Consider the following 24342-nt stretch of genomic DNA (forward strand, 5'->3'; position numbering starts at 1 on the left):
ACCTTCGGCCGAGGGTTAGAGCGAGCCCTTGGTCGAAGGGACCCCGCTGACCCGGGGGTCCGGCTCCACGGCCGCCCGCAGCGCCCGGGCCACGGCCTTGAACTCCGCCTCCGTGATGTGGTGCGGGTCCCGGCCGTAGAGCACGCGCACGTGCAGTGCGATCCGGGCGTTCATGGCGAGCGATTCGAAGACGTGCCGGTTGATCACCGTGGAGTACGGGACACCCGGGTAGCCACCGATCACGGAGTGCACGAGGTAATCCGGTTCCCCGGTGTGCACGGCGTAGGGCCGTCCGGAGACGTCCACCGAGGCGTGCGCGAGGGTCTCGTCCATGGGGATGAAGCTGTCGCCGAAACGTCGGATCCCGCGCTTGTCGCCGAGCGCCTGACCCAGGGCCTGCCCCAGCACGATGGCGGTGTCCTCCACGGTGTGGTGCGCGTCGATCTCCACATCGCCCTTGGCGTGCACCGTGAGATCGAAGCTGCCGTGCTGCCCGAAGGCCGTCAGCATGTGGTCGTAGAAGGCCACGCCGGTGTCGATGTCGGTGCTGCCGGAGCCGTCGAGGTTCAGCTCGACGACGATCGAGGACTCCCTGGTGGTGCGCTCGACACGTGCGATGCGGTCGGTCATCTGTTCGCTCACTTCTTCCCCGGCGCGAGCTTCGCGCTGATCTCCAGAAAAGCATCGTTCTCGTGGTCCAGGCCCACCGACACGCGCAGGTGCCCCGGAATGTGCATGTCGCGCACCAGCACTCCCCCGTCCAGGTAGATGTGCCACGCGGCGGCCTCGTCCGCGAAGCCACCGAACAAGATGAAGTTGGCGTGCGATTCGATCACGTCGTAACCCAGTTCGGTGAGCCGCGCCGCGATCCGGTCACGCTCGGCGGACAGGTGCGCCACCGAGGCCAGCGTCTCCGCACGGTGATCGATCGCGGCGATCGCCGCCGCCTGCGTGAGCACCGACAGGTGATAGGGCAACCGCACCAATTGGATCGCATCGACGACCGCGGGCGCCGCGATGAGGTAACCCACCCGGCCGCCGGCGAAGGCGAAGGCCTTGCTCATGGTGCGGCTCACGATGAGCTTGGCCCCGAACCGGTCCAGCAGCCGCACGGCGGAGGGGCCGGCGCTGAACTCGCCGTAGGCCTCGTCCACGATCACGATGCCCGGCGCCGCCTCGATCAGCCGGATCAGATCGGCCTCGGCGATCAGGTGTCCAGTGGGGTTGTTCGGGTTGGTCAGGAACAGCACGTCAGGACGCAACTCGTCGATGGCGCTCACGGCGTAGTCCACGTCCAGACCGAAATCGGCGGTCCGCTTGCCCGGGACCCAGTGCGTATCGGTGCCGTCCGAAATGATCGGGTGCATCGAGTAGCTGGGCACGAAGCCCATCGCGGTGCGCCCGGGCCCGCCGAAGACCTGCAGGATCTGCTGCAGGATCTCGTTGGAGCCGTTGGCGGCCCACACGTTCTGCGGCCCGACGACGGTGCCGGTCCGCTCGGTCACATACTCCGCCAACCGATTCCGCAGGGTCGCCAGGTCACGATCCGGGTACCTGTTCATGGTGGCAGCCACCGCGGCCACCGCCTCCGCGATATCGGCCACCAGCGCCGGGCTCGGCGCGTGCGGGTTCTCGTTGGTGTTCATCGCCGCGGCCACCGGCAGCTGCGGGGCCCCATAGGGTTCCTTGCCGCGCAGCGTGTCCCGGATCGGGAGCTCGTCGAGCGTCACCTGCCCGCCGGGCACCCCCGCGTCGCCGGTCACGACGCGCCGCCCTTGAGGGACTCGAACCGCAGCCGCACGGCCTCACCGTGGGCGGGCAGGTCCTCCGAATTGGCCAGCGTGATCACGGTTCCCGCGATGTCCTTGAGCGCGGCCTCGTCGTACTCCACCACGTGCACGCCGCGCAGGAAGGTCTGCACCGACAGTCCCGAGCTGTGCCGGGCGCACCCGGCCGTGGGCAGCACATGGTTGCTGCCGGCCGCGTAGTCGCCGAGGCTCACCGGCGAGTGCGGACCCACGAAGATGGCGCCGGCAGCGCGCACCCGGGCCGCCACCTCGCGGGCGTCCGCGGTCTGGATCTCCAGGTGCTCGGCGGCGTAGGCGTTCACCACGGCGAGGCCCTCGTCGATGTCGTCGACCAGCACGGTGCCCGACTGCGGTCCCCGCAGCGCGGTGTCGACCCGCTCGCGGTGGCGCGTCACCTCCAGCTGCGCGGACAGCGCCTCGTCGACGCGGTCGGCCAGCTCCGCGGAGTCGGTGACCAGCACCGACGCGGCCATCACATCGTGTTCGGCCTGGCTGATCAGATCCGCGGCGACGTGCACGGGATCGGCCGAGTTATCGGCGAGGATCGCGATCTCCGTGGGTCCGGCCTCGGCATCGATGCCGACCAGGCCGCGGCACAGCCGCTTGGCGGCCGTGACGTAGATGTTCCCCGGACCGGTGATGAGGTCCACCGGCGCGAGCTCGGCACCGTCGGTGTCGGTTCCGCCGTGCGCGGCCAGCGCCACGCCCTGCGCGCCGCCGGTCGCCCACACCTCGTCGACCCCGAGGAGGGCGCACGCCGCGAGGATGGTGGGGTGCGGCAGGCCACCGAAGTCCTTCTGCGCCGGCGAGAGCACCACGAGCGAGCCCACGCCCGCGATCTGCGCCGGGACGACGTTCATCACCACCGACGACGGGTACACCGCGTTGCCTCCGGGCACGTACAGGCCCACCCGGTCCACCGGGATCCACCGCTCGGTCACCGTGCCACCGGGGACCACCTCCGTCACGGTGTCCACCCGACGCTGATCGGAGTGGACGGTGCGGACCCGCGCGATCGCCGTCTCCAGCGCCTCGCGGATCGCGGGATCGAGATCGGCCAGCGCCGCGGCGATGGCGGCGGCGGGCACCCGCACGGTGGCGGGACGGACACCGTCGAACTTCGCGCCGAACTCCAGCGCCGCATCGGCTCCGCGCTCGGCGACCGCGTCCACGATGGGGCGGACCTGCGGGATCACGGCGTCCACATCGACGCCGCCGCGCGGCAGGGCCGCGCGCAACTCGGTCAGCGAAGGGCGGCGCCCACGCAGGTCGAGGCGGTTCAGCTGCAGATTCGGCATGTCTGCATTCTATGGGTTGGGCGCCACCGGGTTTTCGCCCAGGGCGGCCTCCACCTGGGAGGTCGTGAGCACCTCGACGCCGATCAGGCGGAGATCCGCCAGACGCTGCTCCGTGGCCTGCGAGGTGGCATCGGCGACGACCACGGCGCGGTAGTCGCGTTCGGACGCGTCGAACAGGGTCGCCCGGGGACAGTTGGGCAGATTGCAGCCCGCCACCACCACGGTATCGACGCCACGACCGCGCAGGTGCTCGTCGAGCGCGGTCCGGTGGAAGGCCGACCACCGCGGCTTGAACAGGACCACCTCGTCGACACCGACCGGCTGCGGGCGCCCGGCCAGGAGCAGATCGGCGTCCAACCGGTCCGCGACCAGATCGCCGGGAGGGTCGGCGCCCGCCGATCCGGGCGCCGCGATTCTCGCGCCGCCCTCCACGGCGGCCCGGCGCACGGGGTCGACATCGCTACCGCCCGGGGCGTACAGGCGGACCACGTGCACCACGGGACGGCCCGCGGCGCGGAAGGCGGCGAGCAGCCGGCCCAGGGCGGGGATCACCTCGGCGGTGCCGGGGATCGGCGAGGCGCCGTCGACGAAATCGTTCTGGACGTCGATCAGGACCAGCGCCGCGCGATCCCAGTGCGGCGAGGTGTAATCGGGGGTGTCGGTGGGGACGGTCACAGGTCGATCTTCTCGCACCGCACAACTGACGGTCCGGTAAGTTCTCCAGACATGGCAGAGACCAACCACGGCGATCAGGGACTCCTGTACTGGCTCATCAAACACGTCTCCGTGGGGCCGTTGATCACGGTGGTCAACCGGCCCACCGTGGAGGGACTGGAGAACGTCCCCACCGAGGGCCCCGCCCTCCTCGCGGGCAATCACCTCTCGATCGCCGACTGGTTGTTCGTGCCGCTGGCGGTGCCGCGGCGCATCTCCTACCTGGCCAAGAGCGACTACTTCACCGCCCCCGGGATCTCCGGCAAGCTGCAGAAGTTCTTCTACACCCAGACCGGACAGGTGCCGATCGATCGCACGGGGGGCGACGCCGCGACCGCCGCGCTCGAGACCGCCAAGAAGCTGCTCGCGGAGGGCCGGCTCGTGGGGATGTACCCGGAGGGCACGCGCTCGCCCGACGGCCGGCTGTACCGGGGCCGCACGGGCCTGGTCCGGATCGCCTTCGAGACCGGCGTGCCGATCATCCCCGTCGGCGTGATCGGCACCGACAAGGTGTCCCCGCCCGGGCCGTTCAGCTGGCACGCCGAACGCGTACAGGTGAAGTTCGCCAAGCCGATCGACCCGATCGAGTACGACATCCCGTCCGATCCCGACGAGCGGCATGGGCTCGAGCGCACCGTCACCGACCGGTTGATGCAGGAGATCCAGCTGCTCACCGGTCAGGAGTACGTCGACGCGTACTCCAAGAAGTGGCGCCCGGGGAACTGACGTGAGCCAGGCGCAGCGGGCCCGCGATCTCGCGGTGCTGCGCCGCGTGCGGGACCGGATCGACCGCGAATTCGCGCAGCCGCTCAACGTCGAGGAGCTGGCCCGCGGTGCCCACATGTCGGCGGGACACCTGAGCCGCGAATTCCGGCGCGTCTACGGCGAATCGCCGTACGCGTACCTGATGACCCGGCGGATCGAGCGGGCGATGATGCTGCTGCGCCGCGGAGACGTCTCGGTCACCGAAGCCTGTTTCGCCGTGGGCAGCTCGTCGCTGGGCACCTTCAGCACTCGGTTCACCGAGCTGGTCGGGGTGCCGCCGAGCGTCTACAAGCGCGATCACAGCCGGGCGGCGGAGGGCATTCCCGCGTGTCTGGCGCGTCAGATCACCAGACCGGTCAGGAATCGAGAAGCGCCGCAGCCCCCGTCCGCCTAGCGTTGCCCGCATGAGCATCAGCATCCATTACACCTTCCTCCCGCACACCGATCCCGAAGCCGCACTCGGCTTCTACCGCGACACCCTCGGTTTCGAGGTCCGTAAGGACGTCGGCTACCAGGACATGCGGTGGATCACCGTCGGCCCGGTCGGACAGGCCGTCTCGATCGTGCTGCACCCGCCGGCCGTCGATCCCGGCATCACCGACGCCGAGCGGCAGACCATCCTCGATCTCATCGCCAAGGGCTCGTACGGCGCCGTCACCCTGGCCACCGACGATCTGGACGGGCTGTTCGAGCGGGTCGCGGGCGCCGGAGCGGATGTGGTGCAGGAGCCGATGGACCAGGATTACGGCGTGCGCGACTGCGCCTTCCGTGATCCGGCGGGCAATCTGCTGCGGATCAACCAGCTCTGAACGGGAGGTCCCGATGGCACTCGAGGTGAATGCGGTCGAGCTCGGAGCAGGCGATCCGGCCGCCGCGGCCGGCTTCTACGCGGCCCTGTTCGACACCGGAGGCGTCACGCCGGTCACGGACGGCACGATCCGCAGCGGATTCGGCGGGGCCGTGCTCAGCGCCGTCGTCCCGCACGCGGGCGACGTGCGGGCGGTGATCGACGGTGCCCGGGCGGCGGGTGCGACCGTCCTGAAGGAGCCGAAGAAGCGACTCTTCGGCGAGTACGCGGGCGTCTTCCGGGCGCCGGACGGTGCGCTGTGGAAGATCACGGCCGGGAGCAGGAAGGACCGCGGCGGCGCGACGCTGCCGGTGCGTCCCACGGAGACGGCGGTGTACCTGGGCGTCGCGAGCCCGAAGGCCTCCAAGAAGTTCTACGAGGCGCTCGGCATGCGCGCCGAACACGATTACGGCAACACCTTCGTGGGCTTCCATCACGCCGAGGGAGCGCCGCGGTTGGGCCTGATGACCCGCGCGGCGCTCGCGAAGGACGCCGCCGTCGATCCGGCGGGAAGCGGCCCGTCCGGTGTGGTGCCGGTGTACGCCGCCGACGGCCGGACCGACGCGGACCGTCTCCTCGCCGCGGTGGCGGCCGCGGGCGGAAGCGTCGGGACCGGTGACGGATTCACCGATCCCGACGGTCAGCCCTGGCGGATCGCGGTGGGCTGACTCACAGAGTCGCGGTGTCGATCACGAAGCGGTACCGCACGTCCGAGGCGATCACGCGCTCGTAGGCCTCGTTGATCTGATCGGCCGAGATCAGTTCGATCTCGGAGGCGATGCCGTGCTCGGCGCAGAAGTCCAGCATCTCCTGGGTCTGGCGGATGCCGCCGATCTGCGAGCCGGTGAAACTGCGGCGCTGCCGGGTGAGGTCGAAGACGTTGACCGGCACGGGATGCTCGGGCAGGCCGACCTCGACCAGCGTGCCGTCGAGCGCGAGCAGGCCGAAGTACTGGTGCATGTCCAGGTTCGCCGAAACGGTGTTGATGATCACGTCGAACTGATTGCGCAGCACCGTGAACGTGTCCGGATCGGAGGTCGCGTAGTAGTGCTTGGCACCGAGCCGCAGCCCGTCCTCCATCTTCTTGAGCGACTGGCTGAGCACGGTGACCTCGGCGCCCATGGCGGCGGCGAGCTTGACGCCCATGTGGCCGAGCCCGCCGAGGCCGATGATCGCGACCTTGGTGCCGGGGCCCACGTTCCAGTGGCGCAGCGGGCTGAACAGGGTGATGCCGGCGCACAGCAGCGGCGCGGCGGCGGCGTAGTCGATGCTCTCGGGAACCCGGAGCACGTAGTTCTCGTCGACCACGATGGACTGGGAGTAGCCGCCCTGCGTGGGCTGGCCGTCGCGCCCCTTGGCGTTATAGGTGCCGGTCATCCCGCGCTCGCAGTACTGCTCCTCACCGGCCTTGCACGCGGCGCATTCGCGACAGGAGTCCACGAAGCAGCCCACGCCGGCGCGGTCGCCCACGGCGAACTTGGTGACCTCGGAACCGACCGCGGTGACCTCGCCGACGATCTCGTGGCCGGGGACCACGGGGTAGCGGGCGGGTCCCCATTCGCTGCGGACGGTGTGGATGTCGCTGTGGCAGATGCCGGCGTAACGAATCGCGATCTGCACGTCGTGGGGTCCGGGGTCACGGCGCTCGACGGTCATCGGGACCAGCGGTTCGGTGGCGGACACGGCTCCATATGCGTTGACGATCATGGTTCCCATTGTGCGCCCCGCCCGCAGCGAGCGCCCGTCCGGCCCGCATCGTGACGATTCGTCGTGCCTCACCGCGCGGGGCCTGTTGCAGTGCTTAAATCGCTCTATGTCGAACGATGCAAGTGCAACCGGTTCAGAGAGCAGCCGGCCCGCCGTCGCGCAACGCCGTGCCGCGGTCGCCCGGATCCGAGCCACCGTGATGGTGATCGTGGGCGGCACCGTGGCGGTCGCCGTGGGCGTCCTGGATTCCTGGCGCCACGCCCCCGCCGCCGGCTGGGCCGCGGCGGCCGGAATCTACGTGGTGTGGGTGTGGATCACCATCTCGCCGATGGACGCCGAGACCACGGCCGCGCACGCCACCGAGGAGGATCCGCAGCGCGGACTGGCGAACTTCCTCACCACCACCTGTGCACTGGCCAGCCTCATCGCCGTGGCCATCGTCATGTCCGATGCGCACACCGCCACCCCGAACGGCCGGCTGGCGCTCGGCGGACTGGCCCTGAGCACCACGGTGCTGTCCTGGCTGATGATGCACCTGCTGTTCACGCTGCGGTACGCCGAGACCTACTACGACACGCCGCCTCCGGGTGGCATCGACTTCAATCAGACCGAGCCGCCGCGGTACACCGACTTCGCGTACATCTCGCTCTCCTTCGGCACCGCCTACTGCGTGTCCGACACGGCGATCACGTCGAGCGACGTGCGAGCCGAAACTTTGCGGCACACCCTGCTGTCGTTCATCTTCGCCAACGGCATCCTGGCCACCACCATCAACCTGGTGGTCAGCCTGGCGAACAGCAACTGACCCGATCGCTCAGGCGTCGGGGCCGCTCAGACGTCGAGGCCGCTCAGACGTCGAGGCCGAGGTCCAGTGCCCGCACCGAGTGCGTCAGGGCACCGACGGCGAGGAAGTCGACCCCCGTCCTGGCGTAGTCGCGGGCCACGTCCAGCGTGAGGCCACCTGAGGACTCGAGCCGGGTGCGCGGGCCGTTCTTCTTCCTGCGCTGGACCGCGGCCTGCGTCATCCACAGCGGCATGTTGTCCAAGAGCACCAGGTCCACGCCCAGCCCGAGCGCCTCGTCGAGCTGTTCGAGCGTGTCGACCTCGACCTCCAAGGGCACGCCCGGCGCGCGGCGCCGGACGGCCTCCACCGCGGCGGTCACCGATCCGGCGGCGGCCACGTGGTTGTCCTTGATGAGCGCGGCGTCGCCGAGTCCCATGCGGTGGTTCACTCCCCCGCCGGCACGCACGGCGTACTTCTGCAGTACGCGGAGTCCGGGAAGGGTCTTGCGGCTGTCGCGGATCTTGGTGTCGGTGTCCTCCACCTCGGCCACCCACGCTGCGGTGGCCGTGGCGATCCCGGACAAGTGGGTGAGCAGATTGAGCATCGTCCGCTCCGCCGTGAGAAGGGCGGCGGTGGGCGCTTCGATGGTGAGGGCGACGTCGCCGGGCGCGATCACCGTGCCGTCGGCGATCTTCGACGGAACCCGGTAGTTGCCCGGTCCGACCACCTCGTCGAGCACCCATTCCGCGGCCGGGATACCGGCGAGGACGCCGTGTTCGCGGCTCACCACGCGGGCCGTGGTGGTGGCGCCGTCGGGCACAGTGGCGGCGCTGGTCACGTCGGGGCCGTAGCGCAGGTCCTCGTCGAGGGCGGTGCGGATCAGTCGCACCACCTCGGCGCGGTCGGGCTCCAGGGTCAGCTCGGTCATGCCACCTCCTGCGTGGATTCCAGTCGGGCCAGGGCCTGGGCGGCCATCGCGCGGGCGACGGCCAGGAGTGCGCGGTCCTCGTCGCGGTTCCGGGACGAGGACACGAACGACGGCGCATGCAGTTGCGCGTCGAGTGCGGCCAGCCCCTCGACGGTCCGCCGGACGCCGCAGTACCGGGTCATCGCGTCCTGCAGGGCGGTCCGGTCGGCGCACGCCGCATCGAGTTCGACGGGTCGCGGCGCCCCGAGGGCCGGCGCGGGCCGGGCGGCCGCACGGGCCACGCGCAGGCCCATCACCAGTGCCTCGAGCAGGCTGTTGGACGCGAGACGGTTCGCGCCGTGCAGGCCGGTGCGCGCGACCTCGCCGGCGGCGTACAGACCCGGTACACCGGTCGCGCCGGTCAGGTCGGTGACCACGCCGCCGCAGAGGTAGTGCGCGCCCGGGGTCACGGGGATCAGGTCGGTGGCGGGGTCCAGGCCGACGGCGCGGACGGACTCCGTGACAGTGGGGAACCGCGCCGCGACTTCGGGGATCGACCGGGCGTCCAGGTACACGCAGGGCGCGCCGGTGCGTTCCATGGCATCGGTGATCGCACGGGCCACCACGTCGCGGGGCGCGAGGTCACCCATCGGGTGCACGCCCGCGGTCACGGACCCGCCGTGCGCGTCCACCAGGACGGCACCCTCGCCGCGCACGGCCTCGGAGATCAACGGCCGGCGACCCCGGGCACCCGGGGTGTACAGCATCGTGGGGTGGAACTGGACGTAGTCGAGCTCGCGTACCTCGGCCCCGGCGGCCATCGCGAGCGCGATCCCGTCACCGGTGGCGCCCACCGGGTTGGTGGTGCTCGCGAAGAGGTGCCCGGCGCCGCCGGTGGCCAACAGCACCGTCCCGCCGAATTCGTCGCCGTCGTCTGTGCGGACACCGACGATGCGCTCGCCGTCCGAGAGCAGTGCTTGCGCGCGAGCGGCTTTCGCGGTCAGGGTGGGGCGGGTGCGGGCAGCTGCCGTGAGGGCTCGCTGCACCTCCGCTCCCGTCGCATCGCCACCCGCGTGGATGATGCGGGACACGCTGTGTCCGCCCTCGCGGGTCCGGCGCAGGCGGCCCGTCGCGTCGGCGTCGAACCGCGCGCCCCACGCGATGAGGCGGTCGACTGCGGCGGCACCGTCACCGAGGATCGACCGCGCCGCCTCGCGGTCCACCAGCGGGCCGCCCGCGGCGACGGTGTCGTCGACGTGGCTCTCGACGGAGTCTCCGGGATCGGTGGGGTCGACCACGGCGATGCCGCCCTGGGCGTACGCCGTGGAGGTCGACGGTGCGCCCCCGGGCGCAGGCTTGTACAGCACCGTCACCGTCATCCCCGCGTCCGCGGCGGCGATGGCGGCGGTGAGTCCGGCGACGCCGGCACCGACGACCAGGAGGTCGGTCATTCCCCGCCGCCCGGTTGCCCGATCGCGATCATCCGGGTCACGGCGCTGCGCCCGGCGGCGGCCATCTCCGGGTCGACGAAGACCTCGTCGCGGCCCTCCACGAGGCAGCGGAGCAGCGCCGCGGGGGTGATCATCTTCATGTACTTGCAGGAGGCGCGATCGTTGACCGCGCGGAACTCGACACCGGGGGCGGCGCGGCGGAGCTGGTGCAGCATGCCGACCTCGGTGGCCACGAGCACTTCCTTGGCTCCGGTGGCGCGCGCGGCGTCGAGCATGCCGCCGGTGGACAGGATCTTCACCCGGTCGTCGGGGACCGCGCCCTCGCCCGCGAGGTACAGCGCGGAGGTGGCGCAGCCGCACTCCGGGTGCACGTAGAGATCGGCGTCGGGGTGCGCCTTCGCCTGCGCGGCGAGCTCATCGCCGTTGATGCCGGCGTGGACGTGGCACTCGCCCGCCCAGATGTGCATGTTCTGCCGGCCGGTGACGCGTTTGACGTGCGCGCCGAGGAACTGGTCGGGCAGGAACAGGATCTCGGTGTCGGCGGGGATCGATTCCACGACCTCGACCGCGTTGGAGCTGGTGCAGCAGATATCGGTGAGCGCCTTCACCTCGGCGGTGGTGTTCACGTACGAGACCACCACGGCGCCCGGGTGTTCCGCCTTCCACTCCGCGAGTTCGACCGCCGTGATGGAATCGGCGAGCGAGCAGCCTGCGCGCTGGTCCGGGATCAGGACGGTCTTCTCCGGGCTGAGGATCTTCGCGGTCTCCGCCATGAAGTGCACGCCGCAGAACACGATGGTGTCGGTGGGCACGTCGGCGGCGATGCGCGAGAGGGCGAGCGAGTCGCCGACGAAATCGGCGACGTCCTGGATCGCGGGGAGCTCGTAGTTGTGCGCCAGGATCGTGGCGTTGCGCGCCTTCGCGAGCCGTTTGACCTCGGCCACCCACTCCGGGCCGGCCTCGACGCCGGCGTACACGCCGTGGTCGGTGAGGCCTTCGAGCAGGGGCGAGTCGAAGGTGCGGGCGGCGGATGCGGCTGAGGTCATCGCGCTGCCTCCGTTCTTGGATCGAAGGGCCCCGGTCAGGCGATCGAGGCATTTTCGTCTTACAATCGAAAACTATGGCCGATGGTAGCACCGAATCCGAGAACCCCGCGATCGCACACGAGGTTCTCAGCGTGGTCTTCCGGGTGGCCGACGGGCGGGTCCAGGTGTTGTTGTGGCAGCGCGCCATGGAGCCGCACAGCGGAGCCTGGGCGCTGCCGGGTGGCGCGCTGCGCCTCGCCGAGGACCTGCCCACCTCCGCGCGCCGGCAACTGGCCGAGAAGGTCGACGTCACCGACGTGGCCCACCTGGAGCAGTTCGGCGAGTTCTCCGATCCGCACCGCGTGCCGCCCACTGTCGGCGCCGCGCGCACGATCGCCTCGGTCTTCCTGGGCCTGGTGCGCAGCGACACCGACCCCCGACTGCCCGACGACACCGCCTGGCACAGCCTCGATGCGTTACCGGAGATGGCCTTCGACCACGCCGGAATGGTGCATCGCGCCCGCGCCCGGGTCGCCGCCCGACTGTCGTACTCCAACATCGGATTCGCGCTCGCGCCCCGGGAGTTCCCCGTCTCCGAACTGCGCGATATCTACGTCGCGGTACTGGGATACCCGGTGGACGCCACCAACCTGCTGCGCATCCTGTCGCGCCGCTCGGTGATCACCGCGACCGGCGGTACGGCCCGCTCGGGACGCGGAAGGCCGCCGGCCCTCTACCGGTTCACCGACTCCTATCTGCGGATCACCGACGAATTCGCCACCCTCCGTCCGCCGGGGTGATCCTTCGGCATCGGCCCACCCCGGGTTGGGTACGCCGATACCATTCCACCGTGACCCAGGACCAGCCCGACAACGCCGATTCCAGCGCTGCGGCCAAGCAGATCTCGGACGCCACCGACGCTCGGATCGTGCGCACGCTCGGCACCGGCGCCAGCGTCGCGGTGCTCTTCGTCGTCCTGCGACTGCTGGTGGTCTCCGAATGGGACTGGCGCGTGGCCTCCCGCATCATGGCCGTGACCGATGTCAACAGCGCGCTCACGATCGTGCTCGGCACGCTGATGAGCGATCCGGAGTTCACCAGCGCGCTGGTGATGGTGCTGCTGCCCCTGTCGGCGCTGCGCCTGGTGTGGCGCATGCAGGCGAAGTCCCCCACCAGCGTGTGGTCGGCGCTGCTGGTCGCGGTACTCGCGTCCTCCTGCATCGCCCTCGCGATCACCTACGGGTACTACTGGGTGCCGATCGGCTCCGCCGTGATCGCGGTGGTGATCCTCGCGCTGCGGCACTGGTTCGGCGACGGCCGCAGCGCCCGCACGGCCGATTTCGCGGTCCGCGAGGTGGGCAGCATCGCGGCCATCGCGGTGCTCCTGCTCGCCGCGGTCGAGCGCACCCCCTGGAGCCCCGCCGAACGGATCCACACCAAGACCGGGATCGTGGAGGCCCACGTGCTCAAAGTGGAGTCGGGCTTCCTCACCGCGCTCACCGAGTCGGACCGCGAGGTGCTGATCATCAACTCCGCCGACGTGCTGCGCCGCGAACCCGTCTGACTCTGCGACGCCCGCCCTGCCCGACCGTCGGTCCAGCGCTACGGTGAAGTCATGACCGCGCCCCGCAACGTCGATCTCGTCCTCGAAGGTGGCGGCATCAAGGGGATCGCCCTCCTCGGTGCGGTCACCGAGCTGGCCGCAGCGGGCTACCGCTTCCCGCGCATCGGCGGCACCAGCTGCGGCGCGGTGATCGGCGCCCTCGTGGCCGCGTACCAGAAGGCGGGACGACCGCTCACCGAACTGGTCGACGCCATGGAGGACGTCGACTACCCGCGGTTCGCCGCGGAGCCGGCACTGCAGCGGGCGCTCGGCCCGGTCGGGGACGGCGCCGCACTCCTCCTGCATGAGGGCATGCACACCGGCGACTACCTGCTCGAATGGATCACGCCGCTGCTCGCGGACGCCGGAGTGCGCACGTTCGGCGATCTCCGGATCGACGACGATCCGGGCACCGGCCTCGCCGACTACCAGCGGTACGCCTTCGTTGCGAACGTCTCCGATGTCAGCCGGCGGGTCCTGGTACGGCTGCCGTGGGACTACGACCAGTACGGGCTCGCGGCCGATGATCAGTCCGTCGCGCATGCGGTCCGCGCGTCGATGTCCGTCCCGTTCTACTTCCGGCCCATCCGGGTGGAGACCGATCGTGGCGCGGTCACCTGGGTCGACGGCGGATTGCTGTCGAACTTCCCGGTGCAGATGTTCGACCGCTCCGACGGCCGGACGGACCGGTGGCCGACCTGGGGCATCAAACTCTCCGCGCGCCCCTCGGACGACGGTGCCGATGCGCCGCTGACAAATGCCCTGAGCCTGGCGATCGGCTGCGTGCGCACCGCGATCGATCAGGAGTCCAACCGCTACCGGCTCGCCGACGAGTGCGTCTCGCGGCGCACCGTCTACGTCGACACCGGCGGCGTCGCCTCGCTCGACTTCTTCCTCGACGCGGAGGGCCGCGCGCGGCTGCTCGAGGCCGGCCGCACCGCCGCCCGCACCTTCCTGACCAACCAGAACCACGACGAGGTCTGATCCACGACTCCGTCGGGAACACATTCGGACCGCAGTCCGTTACAGTTCTCGTAGGGCCCACCAGGGGCCCGATCGGGAAGGAACGACATGCAGTTCGGCGTCTTCACGGTCGGCGATGTGACCACCGACCCCACCACCGGCACCACGATCAGCGAGCACGACCGGATCAAGGCCATGACCGCCATCGCGCTCAAGGCCGAGGAAGTGGGCCTCGACGTCTTCGCGACCGGCGAACACCACAATCCGCCCTTCGTCCCGTCGTCGCCCACCACGCTGCTCGGCTGGATCGCCGCCCGCACCGAGTCGCTCCTGCTGAGCACCGCGACCACGTTGATCACCACCAATGATCCGGTGAAGATCGCCGAGGACTACGCGATGCTGCAGCACCTCGCGGACGGGCGCGTCGACCTCACGCTGGGCCGCGGCAACACCGGTCCCGTGTACCCGTGGTTCGGCAAGGACATCCGCCAGGGCATCCCGCTGGCGATCGAGAACTACCACCTGCTGCGCAAGCTCTGGCGCGAGCCCGTCGTCGACTGGGAGGGCCAGTTCCGCACTCCGCTGCAGGGGTACACGTCTACCCCGGCGCCCCTGGACGGCACCCCGCCCTTCGTGTGGCACGGCTCGATCCGCTCTCCGGAGATCGCCGAACAGGCCGCGTTCTACGGCGACGGCTTCTTCCACAACAACATCTTCTGGAACAAGGAACACACCGAGCAGATGGTGGGCCTGTACCGGCAGCGGTACGAGCACTACGGCCACGGTTCCGCCGATCAGGCGATCGTGGGCCTCGGCGGGCAGGTCTTCATGGCCGAGACCGAGGCGGAGGCCAAGCGACGGTTCCGGCCGTACTTCGACAACGCTCCCGTCTACGGGCACGGGCCGTCGTTGGAGGATTTCGAGCAGATGACGCCGCTCACCGTCGGTACGCCCGAGCAGGTGATCGAGAAGACCCTCGGTTTCGCCGACTACGCGGGTGACTACCAGCGCCAGCTGTTCCTGGTCGACCACGCGGGGCTGCCGCTGGAGCAGGTCCTCGAGCAGGTCGAGATTCTGGGCACCCAGGTGGTTCCCGTGCTGCGCAAGGAGTTCGAGCTGCGTCGCCCGGCACACGTCCCATCGGACCCGCCGACGCACGCCTCGCTCGTGGCCGCGGGCGCCGACGCCCCGCATCGCCTGGTTCTCCCGGCGCAGGACCTCGTGACCGCGAAGGAGGCCTGACGATGGCCCGCAACCTGCTGGTGATCGCCGCGGGCGTCTCCGAGCCCTCGTCGACCCGTCTGCTGGCCGATCAGCTGGCCGACGCCGCCCGGGCCGCGGTGTCGGCGCGGGGCGAGGCGCTGGAGGTCACCGTGATCGAGGTGCGCGAGCTCGCACGCGATCTGGCGACCGTGATGACGACGGGCGTCCCCACGCCCGCGCTCACCGCGGCCAAGGACGCGGTGGCCGCCGCCGACGGCGTGATCGCCGTATCGCCGGTGTTCACCGCCTCCTACAGCGGCCTGTTCAAGATGTTCTTCGACGCCCTCGACCCCGACGCGCTCAGTGACGTCCCCGTGATGGTGGCGGCCACGGCCGGCACGCCGCGACACTCCCTGGTGCTCGATCACGCGCTCCGTCCGCTGTTCGCGTACCTGCGGGCCCGGGTCCTCCCGACCGGAGTGTTCGCGGCCACCGAGGACTTCGGATCGGCGGAACTGGCCGCGCGGATCTCGCGGGCCGGTGCCGAGCTGGCCGGGGCACTCGTCGAATCCGACGGTGCCGTGGCGGGATTCGGCGGACCGTCGGATCTCGGCCGGCCGCGCCGATCCGGCGGGGCCAACGATCTCGGCCCGGTGACCGACTTCGCGGACCTGCTGCGCGGCCACACCGGCGACTAGTCGCCCGGCGTCAGGGAAGGCGGCGGGCGAAGGCCGCGGCCAGACCGCACCACAACGCGGTGATCGCCGGCCACACCAGCACCACCACCCAGGAGGCGAGCACGCCCACGAGGCCGCCCGGATGATTGGCCACCTCGAAGAAGTTGGCCCCGTCGAGGCGGATCGTCGGCGCGGACGTGTAATCGAGGCCGGCACCGCCCGGCCCGGCGAAGCGGGCGTCCGCCACGGCCTGGCCGAGGACCGCCGCGATGGCCACCGAGAAGGCGGCCGCGGCCAGTGTGACCGCGACCCACTCGGGTGTGCGCCGCGGGCTGCGGAACAGGGCCGCCGCCGTCAGCAGACCGCCGACCACGGAGATCCCGACGAACGCGGCCGTCCCGATGAAGAAGTTGTCCAGCTGCCCCTGCCGCACCAGCACATCGCCCGAGTTCGTGACCACCCCGCGGATCCCGGGCACCGTCAGGCCCCAGATCAGGCCCGCAGCCGCGCCGAGGACGGCCGATACGACCGCCGGGACCACGTACGAGGGGCGCGCGGGCGCCGAGGCAAGGGGAATCATCGGCGCCAGCCTAGCGAGTGCGCACCGAACCGGCGTTCAGCGCTCGCGGCTCTTCGAGTCGATCTCGCCGTGCCGGGAGCATCGGGCCACCCAGCCGTCGGGAACGATCTGCACGATCATCCGGCGGGCGCAGTGCCCGCAGAAGCGCGGCGGCTCCAATCCCAGGCGGGCCGCCTCGAAGACCGGGCCGCCCTCGGCCAGCGGCTTGCCGGTGTATTCGTTGTACACCGGATCCTGATCGGTCATCAGAGTCACAGGGACTCGTTCAGGGCCTTGATCGGCATCTTGAGCTCGTTGAGCAGATCGAGGTCGGTCTCGGCGGGCCGGCCCAGGGTGGTCAGGTAGTTGCCCACGATGACGGCGTTGATGCCGCCGAGGATGCCCTTCTCGGCGCCGAGATCGCCGAGGGTGATCTCGCGGCCGCCGGCGAACCGCAGGATGGTGCGCGGCAGGGCCAGCCGGAAGGCGGCCACGGACTTGAGCGCTTCGGCGGCGGGCAGCACGTCGAGATCGCCGAAGGGGGTGCCCGGGCGCGGGTTGAGGAAGTTGAGCGGCACCTCGTCGGGCTCGAGTTCGGCCAGGTTGGCGGCGAACTCGGCGCGCTGCTCCAGCGTCTCCCCCATACCGAGGATGCCGCCGCAGCACACCTCCATCCCGGCCTCGCGGACCATGCGCAGGGTGTCCCAGCGCTCCTCCCAGGTGTGCGTGGTGACCACGTTGGGGAAGTGCGACTTCGAGGTCTCCAGGTTGTGGTTGTACCGGTGCACGCCCATGCCCTTGAGCTGATCGACCTGCTCCTGGGTGAGCATGCCGAGGCTGCAAGCGATCTGGATGTCGACCTCGTTGCGGATGGCCTCGATGCCGGCGGCCACCTGGCTCAGCAGGCGGGCGTCCGGGCCGCGGACGGCGGCAACGATGCAGAACTCGGTGGCACCGGTCTTCGCGGTCTGCTTGGCGGCTTCGACGAGGGACGGAATATCGATCCACGCCGAGCGGACCGGGGACTGGAACAGACCGGACTGGCTGCAGAAGTGGCAGTCCTCGGGACAACCGCCGGTCTTGAGGCTGATGATGCCCTCGACCTCGACCTCGGGGCCGCACCACTTCATGCGCACCTCGTGCGCCAGCTGGAGCACCTCGTCGAGCCGGTCGTCGGGCAGCTGGAGCACGGCGAGGACCTGCTCCTGATTCAAGCCTTCGCCGCGATCGAGCACCTGCTCGCGCGCGACGTCGATGATGTCGGCAAGGACCCCGGTCATGCGTTCTCCCTCGTCAGCTGAGTATTCGCGGCGGGCTACGCCGCGCTCCTACGAGCACTGTACAGCGTTCAATTCATGAACACTGTTCAGGTAGCCCACCGGCGCGGCAAACGTTCATCGGATCGACCGGAACCGTTTCCTTCCCTTTTCTAGGCATTCGCGTGAGGGTTTCCGTCATGAATCTGCGCACGAAGAAGCTGTTCGCCGCGGGCGTGGTGGCCACCGCCGCCTTCACCGCTCCGCTCTCCTGATCGATCGCCGCCCCGGCCCTCGCCGCACCGCCCGCCACCTGCAGCTTCGCCCCGCAGACCGTGCCGCAGACCGCCCCGTTCTCCGCCGCGCAGCTGGCCTCGAAGGGCACCGCCAAGACGTACATCGGCGAACTGTCCGCGTTCTCCGCATTGCCCGCGTCGGTGAAGAAGGCGAACCTCGACACCGCCGTGGCGGTGAACAACGCCGCCTCGCCCGCCGACCAGCAGTACGCCGTCAACGACAACTACGGCCTCTCCGACGACTCGGTGTTCAACGCGCTGGGTGACACCCTGTTCCCCGCCTTCCGCGCCGCGGAGAAGGCGGGCCAGCTCCCCAAGACCACGGCATTGCTGGTGGGGAAGAAGGCCGTCCTGAGCTCGTACGTGGACACCTCCGCCGCGAAGAAGCACTTCCAGTACACCCGCCCGTTCGAGGTGGCCCCCGCGTCGATCAAGCGGTACGGCGACGGCCGGCCGGACCTCTACGAGAGCGTGCGCGGATCGGGTTCCTACCCCTCGGGCCACACGGCCTGGGGCTACTCCGAGGCGCTGGTCCTCGCCACACTGGTGCCCGAGCTCGGGCCCCAGATCCTCGCGCGCGGAGCCGATTACGGTCGCCACCGCGTGGTGCTCGGCGTGCATTACCCGCTGGACGTGATCGGCGGACGGATCCTGGCGCAGGCGGCCGTCGCGGACGCCCTGTCGAACCCGCGCTTCGCCCAGCTGGTCGCGGAGGCCCGCACCGAGCTGCGGACGGTGCTGACGGCCCGGACCGGCGGCTCGATCGCCGCCGTGGTGGCCTGCCAGAAGAACTACATCGCTACCGATGCCGCCGCGCCCGCGTACCGCCGCGATCTCACCTGGGGCCTGCCCCGGATCGGCGGCGACGCACCGGCCCAGGTGCCGGCGGGTGCCGTCGAACTCCTGCGCGCGGCGCACCCCGGCAGCAGCGACGCCCAGCTCCGAGACCTGCTGGCGCGCACCGCCGGCCCCGCCGGCTACCCGCTCGACGTGAACGGCGGCTGGCAGCGGATCGACCTGCTCAGCGCCTGGCTGGCGAAGTAAGCCAGGAGGCGTCGAACCACGCGGGCGCCGCGGCACCGAACCGCTCCGGCGGGAGGGCCGCGGCGCCCTCCGGTATCCGGCCGACGATCGGCACTCCGGTCAGTGCCGGCAGATCGTCGAGGTTGCAGCGTTCGGCCAGTCCCGGTGCGTCGGGCCAGCGGGAGAGCACGATTCCGGCGCAGTGCACTCCCCCGGACTGCAGGGCGCGCACCGTGAGCTCGGTGTGGTTGAGCGTGCCGAGGGCCGGGTCCGCCACCACCACGACCGGCGCATCGAGCAGGGCTGCCAGATCGATGAGAGTGAACGGCGTTCCAGCACCGTCGATGCCCAGCCGCACCAGCACGCCGCCCGCGCCCTCCACCAGCACGGCCCCCTCGCGTCCGCGTGCGAGCCCGGCGGCCTCGTCGAGCGTCAGCGGCGGTAGCCCCGCACGTCGCGCGGCAGTCAGAGGGGCGAGTGGATCGGGGTACCGCCGGTGTTCGACGGTGACCGCTCCCGGCACCAGGCGCGTCACCTCGGCCGCATCGCTGAGCTGACCGTCGGCGTCACGCTCGGCGCCGTCGGCGAATCCGGTCTGGGCGGGTTTGATCACCGTGACCGGTCCGGCCGGGAGCAGAGCCGCGGCGAGCGCCGCGCTGGCCACGGTCTTCCCTACGCCGGTGCCCGTGCCGGTGACGCCGAGGATCACCGGACCGCCCGCCGGATCACACCGATCGCGTGCTCGACCTCGGCGTCGGAGAGATCGGCGCGCACCGTGATCCGCAGGCGGGAGGTGCCTTCGGGCACCGACGGCGGGCGGAAGCAGCCGACCCGTACGCCGTCGGCCGCGCAGGCGTCGCGGGCGGCCACGGCGCGGTCGGGTTCGCCCAGTACCAGCGAGACCACGGCCGATGCGGGCGCCTCGGCGCCGACGCCGTGGGCGATCGTTCGGGCGCGGTCGAGGACACGGGCCGCGAGACCGGGATCGTCCTGCAGTTCCGTGAGGGCCGCGTCCGCGGCGGCCACCGCGGCGGGTGCGAGAGCGGTGTCGAAGATGAACGAGCGGGCGGAATCGATGAGGTGCGCGCGGACCCGCTCGTCGCCGAGCACCACGCCGCCCTGGGAGCCGAGCGCCTTGGACAGCGTCGCGGTGGTCACGAGGTCGGGGGCACCGGCGAGGCCGAGTTCGTGCACCAGGCCCCGGCCACCGTCGCCGCGCACGCCGAGGCCGTGCGCCTCGTCGACGAGGAGCGCCGCGCGGTGTTCGCGGGCGGCGGCGTAGAGGTCGGCGACCGGCGCGAGCGCGCCGTCGGCGCTGTACACGGAGTCGGTCACGACGAGCGCGCGTTCCTCGGTGCGGTCGGCCAGGGCACGTCGCGCGGCGGCCACGTCGCCCCGGGGGATCACCACGATCCGCGACCGGGACAGTCGACAGGCGTCCACGAGTGAGGCGTGCGAGCCGCCGTCGGAGACGATCAGTGCGCCGCGGCCCGCCAGCGCGGTCACAGCGCCGAGGTTGGCGAGGTAGCCGGAGGAGAAGCAGAGGGCGGCATCGGCGCCCAGGAACGCGGCGAGGCGCCGCTCGAAGTCCTCGTGGACGGTGGTGGTCCCGGTGACCAGCCGGGAGCCGGTGGAACCGGCGCCCCAGGTGCGCACCGCCTCGGCGGCGGCGTCCAGCACGCGCGGGTGCCGGCTCAGGCCCAGGTAATCGTTCGAGGCGAGGTCGATCCCCGGTTCGTGGGACCGGCGCGGAGTGAGGGTGCGGCGCAGCCCCGCCGCGGTGCGGTCCCGGGCGTAGCCGTCGAGCCAGTCGAGGGCGTGTACCACGGGGACTTGAACACCGTTCATGGGTTCACTGTAACGCCGCGTGCACCGCGGCGGAGACACCCCCGGCGATCGCCGCCACCTCGTCGGCCGTGCTGATGAACGGCGGCATCGTGTAGACGAGGTCTCGGAAGGGCCGCAGCCACACCCCCGCTCCGACGCACGCATCGGTGGCGCGCGCGACGTCGACCTGCCGATCGAGCTGGACCACGCCGATCGCGCCGAGGACGCGCACGTCCATCACGCCCGGGAGCTCGCGCAGCGGCTCCAGGCCCGCACGCAGGCCCGATTCGATGCCCGCGACCTCCGCCCGCCAGTCGCGCGAGAGCAACAGTTCGGTGCTGGCGACGGCGATGGCGCAGGCCAGCGGGTTGCCCATGAAGGTGGGGCCGTGCATGAGGGCGCCCTGATCCGACTCGGAGATGGTCCGGGCCACCTCGTCGGTGCACAGCATCGCGGCCAGGGTCACGTAGCCACCGGTGAGCGCCTTCCCGACGCAGAGGAGATCCGGGGTGATCCCGGCGGCATCGGACGCGAACAGTGTTCCGGTGCGGCCGAATCCGGTGGCGATCTCATCGAGGATCAGCAAGACGTCGTGGCGGCGGGTGATCTCACGCAGCGCGGCCACGTAGGCGGGCGGATGGAATCGCATGCCGCCGGCGCCCTGGACCACGGGTTCCACGATCACGGCGGCCAGTTCGTGGGCGTGCTCGGCCACCAGGCGATCGAGCTCGGCGACGTAGGCCTCGTCGAATTCCGCGGGCGGCGCGGGCGCGAAGACCTGCGAGGCCAGGACCTCGGTCCACAGCGCGTGCATCCCGCCCTCGGGATCACACACGCTCATCGGCGTGAAGGTGTCACCGTGGTAGCCGCCGCGCCAGGTCAGCAGGCGGTTGCGCCCCTCGACGCCCTTCGCGCGCCAGTACTGCAGCGCGGTCTTCACCGCCACCTCGATCGACACCGAGCCGCTGTCGGCGAGGAAGACCGTGTCCAGGCCCGCGGGCGTGATCTCGACGAGGAGCTCGCCCAGCCGCGCGGCACTCGCATGGGTGAGGCCGCCGAACATCACGTGGGCCATGGTGTCGATCTGGGACTTCGCCGCGGCGTCGAGCACGGGGTGCCGGTAGCCGTGGATCGCCGCCCACCAGGAGCTCATCCCGTCGATCACCTCGGAGCCGTCGCCGAGGGTCAGGCGCACGCCCCGCGCCGAGGACACCACCCGCACCCCCGAACCGCCCACCGGGCTGTACGGATGCCAGAGGGTCTGCGCGTCGAGGGCGAGGATCTCTTCGGGCGTCATGGTCGGCCACAGTAGCGGGGCTAGGCTGACGGGGTGCGCGCCCCGACCGGTCTCGGCCCCGCCGGGCGACCGGTCGGCGCGACCTACCGGCTCCAGCTCGGACCGGGCTTCACCTTCGCCGATGCGGCCGCCCGGGTCCCCTATCTCGCGGATCTCGGGGTCACCCACCTCTACCTGTCCCCCGTGCTCGAGGCCGTCGCCGGATCGACCCACGGCTACGACGTCACCGACCCCACCCGAGTCCGCGCGGAACTCGGCGGCCGCGCCGGTCTCGACGCGCTCGCGGACACGGCGCACCGGGCGGGGCTGGGGCTGGTGATCGACATCGTGCCCAACCACCTGGGGGTCGGCCGCCCCGAGCAGAATCCGTGGTGGTGGGACGTCCTGCGGTACGGCCCGCGGTCCCGGTTCGCCGACGTCTTCGACATCGACTGGTCGGCGGACAACGGCGCCGGCGGGCGGCTCGCGCTGCCCGTCCTGGCCCGCGACGATGAGGCGCCCGCGGTCACCGTCGACCGTACGGGCCCGCACCCGGTGCTCCGCTACCACGACAGGATCTTTCCGGTGGGTCCGGACCCCGGCGGCGCCGGCGCGGAAATCGCGGCCGCGCAGCACTATCGGCTCATCCCGTGGAATCACGCGACGCGCACGTACCGCCGGTTCCTGGCCATCGACGAGCTGGCGGCGCTGCGGGTGGAGGACCACGAGGTGTTCGCGGCCACGCACCGCGAGATCGGGTCCTGGTTCACCGACGGCATCGCGGACGGTGTGCGGGTGGACCACCCGGACGGCCTGACCGATCCGGCCGGGTACCTCCGACGGCTACGCGCGCTCACCGGCCCCGATGCGTGGATCGTGATCGAGAAGGTGCTGCCGCCCGGCCAGTCGCTGGACCGCGCGCTCCCGGTGGCGGGGACCACCGGGTACGAGGCCCTCCGCGAGCTCGCACACGCCCTGGTCGACCCCGCGGGCGAGGGACCCCTGAGCCGGCTGCACGAACGGCACACCGGGAACGACGGCGCGGCCCGCACGGATTCGCCGGAGCACCGGGCGATCCGCGCGGATCTCGCCGCGCACGATTTCCGGCCCGATGTCGAGCGCCTGGCCCGCACGGTGCGGCGCGAGACCGGTGCGACGCTCCCCCGCCGCGCGCTGGACGAGGCCGTTCTCGCCGTCCTCAACGACTCCCCCGCCGACGATGCCGCGATCCGGACCGTCCGGCGGGCGGCGAGCCTCGGCGCTGAGACGGCCACCGGCCTCACCCGGCTCGCGGACGCGCTCACGGCCAAGTCGGTTGAGGACACGCTCTACTACCGTGCGGCGCGCCTGATCGCGCTCCAGGAGGTGGGCGGCGCTCCGTGGGAGTTCGGACCGGACGATCCGCACCCCGCCCTCGCCCACCGCGCCGCGCACTGGCCCGCCGCCATGACCACGCTGTCGACCCACGACACCAAACGCGGTGAGGATGTGCGCGCCCGGATCGGTGTGCTGAGCCAGTGTCCGGCGTTGTGGGCGGATCGCCTGGAACGCTGGTCGGCGATGGTCCCCGCTCCGCCGGAGCCGGCGCTCGGGCTGCTGCTGTGGCAGACGCTGTTCGGGGTGTGGCCCGAGGACGGCGCGGTGACCGGTGCCCTGCGCTCCCGGCTGCACGGCTACACGGAGAAGGCGATGCGTGAGGCGCGCTCGGGCACCTCGTGGACTGCGCCCGACGAGGCCTTCGAATCGGCCGCGCACACCTTCCTCGATGCGGTGCTCGACGGTCCGGTCGCGGCGGAGCTGACCGGCCTGGTGCACGAGATCGGGCGGCACGGTCGAGCCGATGCGCTCGCGCAGAAGGCGATCCAACTCCTCGGGCCCGGGGTGCCCGATGTCTACCAGGGCACCGAGCGCTGGGACGACTCGCTCGTCGATCCCGATAATCGGCGCCCGGTGGACTGGGAGGCCCTGCGGACCGGCGAGCATCAAAAACAGCACCTCGTGCGCACCGCCCTGCGACTGCGCCGGGAGCGGCCCCGGTCCTTCGTCGGCGGGAGCTACGCGCCGCTGCGCGGCACGGGTCCGGGCGCGGACCATCTGCTCGGCTTCGGCCGCGGCCCGCGCGAGGGCGACCTCGACGTGCTGGTGCTCGCCTCCCGCCGGACACTGGTCCTCGCACGGTCCGGCGGCTGGCGCGAGACGCGGGTCGCGCTGCCGCCCGGCCGCTGGACCGACCGCCTCACCGGCGCCGTTCATGCAGGTCGAATGGATCTCCACGTTCTCGACATCGAACACCCGGTCGCTCTGTTGGTGCGCGACTAGAAAACTTGTCAGTGGTGCTCCGCACACTGCTCTC

Annotated in this window: 26 protein-coding genes; 12 read left to right on the forward strand and 14 right to left on the reverse strand. The window is 71.2% G+C overall.

Annotated features, from left to right (window positions below):
* Positions 1-15: 15 nt before the first annotated feature.
* Genes hisB through ABD108_RS10860 form a run of 4 tightly spaced genes read right to left on the reverse strand, consistent with a single transcriptional unit; the run spans position 16 to position 3781 of the window.
* Complete coding sequence (gene hisB / locus ABD108_RS10845) at positions 16-630, reverse strand: imidazoleglycerol-phosphate dehydratase HisB (RefSeq protein ID WP_220658952.1); 615 nt, start codon at positions 628-630, stop codon at positions 16-18.
* Positions 631-638: 8 nt separating this feature from the next.
* Entirely contained in the window at positions 639-1763 is a 1125-nt protein-coding gene (locus ABD108_RS10850; protein ID WP_343930279.1) for a histidinol-phosphate transaminase, read from the reverse strand.
* Positions 1760-3106 carry a histidinol dehydrogenase gene (hisD, locus tag ABD108_RS10855; RefSeq protein WP_220658954.1) on the reverse strand — a complete coding sequence of 449 codons (1347 nt, stop codon included), beginning with the start codon at positions 3104-3106 and terminating at the stop codon, positions 1760-1762. Before hisD ends, ABD108_RS10850 begins: the two co-directional genes overlap by 4 nt.
* A gap of 9 nt (positions 3107-3115) precedes the next feature.
* Entirely contained in the window at positions 3116-3781 is a 666-nt protein-coding gene (locus ABD108_RS10860) for a cysteine hydrolase family protein (protein WP_305110691.1), read from the reverse strand.
* 51 nt (positions 3782-3832) lie between these two features.
* Between ABD108_RS10860 and ABD108_RS10865 the strand changes: the two genes are divergently transcribed.
* Genes ABD108_RS10865 through ABD108_RS10880 form a run of 4 tightly spaced genes read left to right on the forward strand, consistent with a single transcriptional unit; the run spans position 3833 to position 6100 of the window.
* On the forward strand, positions 3833-4546 hold the full coding sequence (locus ABD108_RS10865) for a lysophospholipid acyltransferase family protein (RefSeq protein ID WP_343930280.1): 714 nt from the start codon (positions 3833-3835) through the stop codon (positions 4544-4546).
* A 1-nt stretch (position 4547) separates the two neighbouring features.
* Positions 4548-4979 (forward strand): helix-turn-helix transcriptional regulator, encoded by a 432-nt coding sequence (locus ABD108_RS10870; protein WP_220658957.1) that lies wholly within the window; start codon positions 4548-4550, stop codon positions 4977-4979.
* A gap of 10 nt (positions 4980-4989) precedes the next feature.
* Positions 4990-5394, forward strand: a complete 405-nt coding sequence (locus ABD108_RS10875) for a VOC family protein (RefSeq protein ID WP_220658958.1) — start codon at positions 4990-4992, stop codon at positions 5392-5394.
* A gap of 13 nt (positions 5395-5407) precedes the next feature.
* On the forward strand, positions 5408-6100 hold the full coding sequence (locus tag ABD108_RS10880; RefSeq protein WP_343930281.1) for a VOC family protein: 693 nt from the start codon (positions 5408-5410) through the stop codon (positions 6098-6100).
* A gap of 1 nt (position 6101) precedes the next feature.
* Here ABD108_RS10880 and ABD108_RS10885 read toward each other — a convergent pair whose 3' ends face one another.
* Positions 6102-7148, reverse strand: coding sequence for an NAD(P)-dependent alcohol dehydrogenase (locus ABD108_RS10885; RefSeq protein ID WP_220658960.1), 1047 nt, complete (start codon positions 7146-7148; stop codon positions 6102-6104).
* Positions 7149-7245: 97 nt separating this feature from the next.
* Between ABD108_RS10885 and ABD108_RS10890 the strand changes: the two genes are divergently transcribed.
* Positions 7246-7944 (forward strand): DUF1345 domain-containing protein, encoded by a 699-nt coding sequence (locus ABD108_RS10890; protein ID WP_220658961.1) that lies wholly within the window; start codon positions 7246-7248, stop codon positions 7942-7944.
* A 43-nt stretch (positions 7945-7987) separates the two neighbouring features.
* Here the strand turns inward: ABD108_RS10890 and nadC are convergent, their stop codons facing one another.
* The 3 genes from nadC to nadA are packed head-to-tail and all read right to left on the reverse strand — an operon-like array spanning position 7988 to position 11327.
* Positions 7988-8851 carry a carboxylating nicotinate-nucleotide diphosphorylase gene (nadC, locus tag ABD108_RS10895; protein ID WP_220658962.1) on the reverse strand — a complete coding sequence of 288 codons (864 nt, stop codon included), beginning with the start codon at positions 8849-8851 and terminating at the stop codon, positions 7988-7990.
* Complete coding sequence (gene nadB / locus ABD108_RS10900; RefSeq protein ID WP_343930282.1) at positions 8848-10281, reverse strand: L-aspartate oxidase; 1434 nt, start codon at positions 10279-10281, stop codon at positions 8848-8850. Before nadB ends, nadC begins: the two co-directional genes overlap by 4 nt.
* A complete protein-coding gene (gene nadA, locus ABD108_RS10905) occupies positions 10278-11327 on the reverse strand; it encodes a quinolinate synthase NadA (RefSeq protein ID WP_220658964.1) in 1050 nt (349 codons plus the stop codon). The genes nadB and nadA overlap by 4 nt, the downstream gene beginning before the upstream one ends.
* 74 nt (positions 11328-11401) lie before the next feature.
* On the opposite strand from nadA, the gene ABD108_RS10910 reads away from it, so the two are divergent.
* From ABD108_RS10910 to ABD108_RS10930, 5 genes are all read left to right on the forward strand, one after another.
* On the forward strand, positions 11402-12106 hold the full coding sequence (locus ABD108_RS10910) for an NUDIX hydrolase (protein ID WP_220658965.1): 705 nt from the start codon (positions 11402-11404) through the stop codon (positions 12104-12106).
* Between the two features lie 50 nt (positions 12107-12156).
* A complete protein-coding gene (locus ABD108_RS10915) occupies positions 12157-12870 on the forward strand; it encodes a hypothetical protein (RefSeq protein ID WP_343930283.1) in 714 nt (237 codons plus the stop codon).
* Positions 12871-12921: 51 nt separating this feature from the next.
* The gene (locus tag ABD108_RS10920; RefSeq protein ID WP_343930284.1) at positions 12922-13893 is read left to right on the forward strand and encodes a patatin-like phospholipase family protein; all 972 of its coding nucleotides are present in this window, start codon (positions 12922-12924) and stop codon (positions 13891-13893) included.
* Between the two features lie 87 nt (positions 13894-13980).
* Positions 13981-15114 carry an LLM class flavin-dependent oxidoreductase gene (locus ABD108_RS10925; RefSeq protein WP_343930285.1) on the forward strand — a complete coding sequence of 378 codons (1134 nt, stop codon included), beginning with the start codon at positions 13981-13983 and terminating at the stop codon, positions 15112-15114.
* A gap of 2 nt (positions 15115-15116) precedes the next feature.
* Positions 15117-15773: a CE1759 family FMN reductase gene (locus tag ABD108_RS10930; protein ID WP_343930286.1), complete on the forward strand. Its 657-nt coding sequence runs from the start codon at positions 15117-15119 to the stop codon at positions 15771-15773.
* Positions 15774-15783: 10 nt separating this feature from the next.
* Here the strand turns inward: ABD108_RS10930 and ABD108_RS10935 are convergent, their stop codons facing one another.
* From ABD108_RS10935 to bioB, 3 genes are read right to left on the reverse strand one after another with little or no spacing between them, the layout of a single operon-like run.
* Entirely contained in the window at positions 15784-16332 is a 549-nt protein-coding gene (locus tag ABD108_RS10935; RefSeq protein ID WP_305110696.1) for a hypothetical protein, read from the reverse strand.
* A gap of 36 nt (positions 16333-16368) precedes the next feature.
* A complete protein-coding gene (bsaP, locus tag ABD108_RS10940) occupies positions 16369-16578 on the reverse strand; it encodes a biotin synthase auxiliary protein BsaP (RefSeq protein WP_220659608.1) in 210 nt (69 codons plus the stop codon).
* A 5-nt stretch (positions 16579-16583) separates the two neighbouring features.
* Positions 16584-17591: a biotin synthase BioB gene (bioB, locus tag ABD108_RS10945; protein WP_220658971.1), complete on the reverse strand. Its 1008-nt coding sequence runs from the start codon at positions 17589-17591 to the stop codon at positions 16584-16586.
* 311 nt (positions 17592-17902) lie between these two features.
* Between bioB and ABD108_RS10950 the strand changes: the two genes are divergently transcribed.
* Positions 17903-18907 (forward strand): acid phosphatase, encoded by a 1005-nt coding sequence (locus ABD108_RS10950; RefSeq protein ID WP_343930287.1) that lies wholly within the window; start codon positions 17903-17905, stop codon positions 18905-18907.
* Here the strand turns inward: ABD108_RS10950 and bioD are convergent.
* Genes bioD through ABD108_RS10965 form a run of 3 tightly spaced genes read right to left on the reverse strand, consistent with a single transcriptional unit; the run spans position 18885 to position 22010 of the window.
* Positions 18885-19595, reverse strand: coding sequence for a dethiobiotin synthase (bioD, locus tag ABD108_RS10955; protein ID WP_343930288.1), 711 nt, complete (start codon positions 19593-19595; stop codon positions 18885-18887). The genes ABD108_RS10950 and bioD overlap by 23 nt on opposite strands.
* On the reverse strand, positions 19592-20734 hold the full coding sequence (locus tag ABD108_RS10960) for an 8-amino-7-oxononanoate synthase (protein ID WP_343930289.1): 1143 nt from the start codon (positions 20732-20734) through the stop codon (positions 19592-19594). The genes bioD and ABD108_RS10960 overlap by 4 nt, the downstream gene beginning before the upstream one ends.
* A gap of 4 nt (positions 20735-20738) precedes the next feature.
* Positions 20739-22010, reverse strand: coding sequence for an adenosylmethionine--8-amino-7-oxononanoate transaminase (locus tag ABD108_RS10965; protein ID WP_343930290.1), 1272 nt, complete (start codon positions 22008-22010; stop codon positions 20739-20741).
* A gap of 33 nt (positions 22011-22043) precedes the next feature.
* Between ABD108_RS10965 and ABD108_RS10970 the strand changes: the two genes are divergently transcribed.
* On the forward strand, positions 22044-24308 hold the full coding sequence (locus ABD108_RS10970; RefSeq protein ID WP_343930291.1) for a malto-oligosyltrehalose synthase: 2265 nt from the start codon (positions 22044-22046) through the stop codon (positions 24306-24308).
* Positions 24309-24342 lie beyond the last annotated feature (34 nt).

The sequence above is a fragment of the Tsukamurella strandjordii genome (assembly GCF_039525985.1).
In the GTDB taxonomy this organism is placed as follows: domain Bacteria; phylum Actinomycetota; class Actinomycetes; order Mycobacteriales; family Mycobacteriaceae; genus Tsukamurella; species Tsukamurella strandjordii.

Bases quoted from the DNA above. Each gene is read 5' to 3' on its own strand.
- ABD108_RS10880 (WP_343930281.1), top strand. From the start codon at position 5,408: ATGGCACTCGAGGTGAATGCGGTCGAGCTCGGAGCAGGCGATCCGGCC.
- hisD (WP_220658954.1), bottom strand. From the start codon at position 3,106: ATGCCGAATCTGCAGCTGAACCGCCTCGACCTGCGTGGGCGCCGCCCT.
- nadC (WP_220658962.1), bottom strand. From the start codon at position 8,851: ATGACCGAGCTGACCCTGGAGCCCGACCGCGCCGAGGTGGTGCGACTG.
- ABD108_RS10865 (WP_343930280.1), top strand. From the start codon at position 3,833: ATGGCAGAGACCAACCACGGCGATCAGGGACTCCTGTACTGGCTCATC.
- ABD108_RS10965 (WP_343930290.1), bottom strand. From the start codon at position 22,010: ATGACGCCCGAAGAGATCCTCGCCCTCGACGCGCAGACCCTCTGGCAT.
- ABD108_RS10960 (WP_343930289.1), bottom strand. From the start codon at position 20,734: ATGAACGGTGTTCAAGTCCCCGTGGTACACGCCCTCGACTGGCTCGAC.
- ABD108_RS10920 (WP_343930284.1), top strand. From the start codon at position 12,922: ATGACCGCGCCCCGCAACGTCGATCTCGTCCTCGAAGGTGGCGGCATC.
- ABD108_RS10910 (WP_220658965.1), top strand. From the start codon at position 11,402: ATGGCCGATGGTAGCACCGAATCCGAGAACCCCGCGATCGCACACGAG.
- nadB (WP_343930282.1), bottom strand. From the start codon at position 10,281: ATGACCGACCTCCTGGTCGTCGGTGCCGGCGTCGCCGGACTCACCGCC.
- ABD108_RS10930 (WP_343930286.1), top strand. From the start codon at position 15,117: ATGGCCCGCAACCTGCTGGTGATCGCCGCGGGCGTCTCCGAGCCCTCG.
- bioB (WP_220658971.1), bottom strand. From the start codon at position 17,591: ATGACCGGGGTCCTTGCCGACATCATCGACGTCGCGCGCGAGCAGGTG.
- bsaP (WP_220659608.1), bottom strand. From the start codon at position 16,578: ATGACCGATCAGGATCCGGTGTACAACGAATACACCGGCAAGCCGCTG.
- ABD108_RS10885 (WP_220658960.1), bottom strand. From the start codon at position 7,148: ATGGGAACCATGATCGTCAACGCATATGGAGCCGTGTCCGCCACCGAA.
- ABD108_RS10875 (WP_220658958.1), top strand. From the start codon at position 4,990: ATGAGCATCAGCATCCATTACACCTTCCTCCCGCACACCGATCCCGAA.
- hisB (WP_220658952.1), bottom strand. From the start codon at position 630: ATGACCGACCGCATCGCACGTGTCGAGCGCACCACCAGGGAGTCCTCG.
- ABD108_RS10890 (WP_220658961.1), top strand. From the start codon at position 7,246: ATGTCGAACGATGCAAGTGCAACCGGTTCAGAGAGCAGCCGGCCCGCC.
- ABD108_RS10925 (WP_343930285.1), top strand. From the start codon at position 13,981: ATGCAGTTCGGCGTCTTCACGGTCGGCGATGTGACCACCGACCCCACC.
- ABD108_RS10935 (WP_305110696.1), bottom strand. From the start codon at position 16,332: ATGATTCCCCTTGCCTCGGCGCCCGCGCGCCCCTCGTACGTGGTCCCG.
- nadA (WP_220658964.1), bottom strand. From the start codon at position 11,327: ATGACCTCAGCCGCATCCGCCGCCCGCACCTTCGACTCGCCCCTGCTC.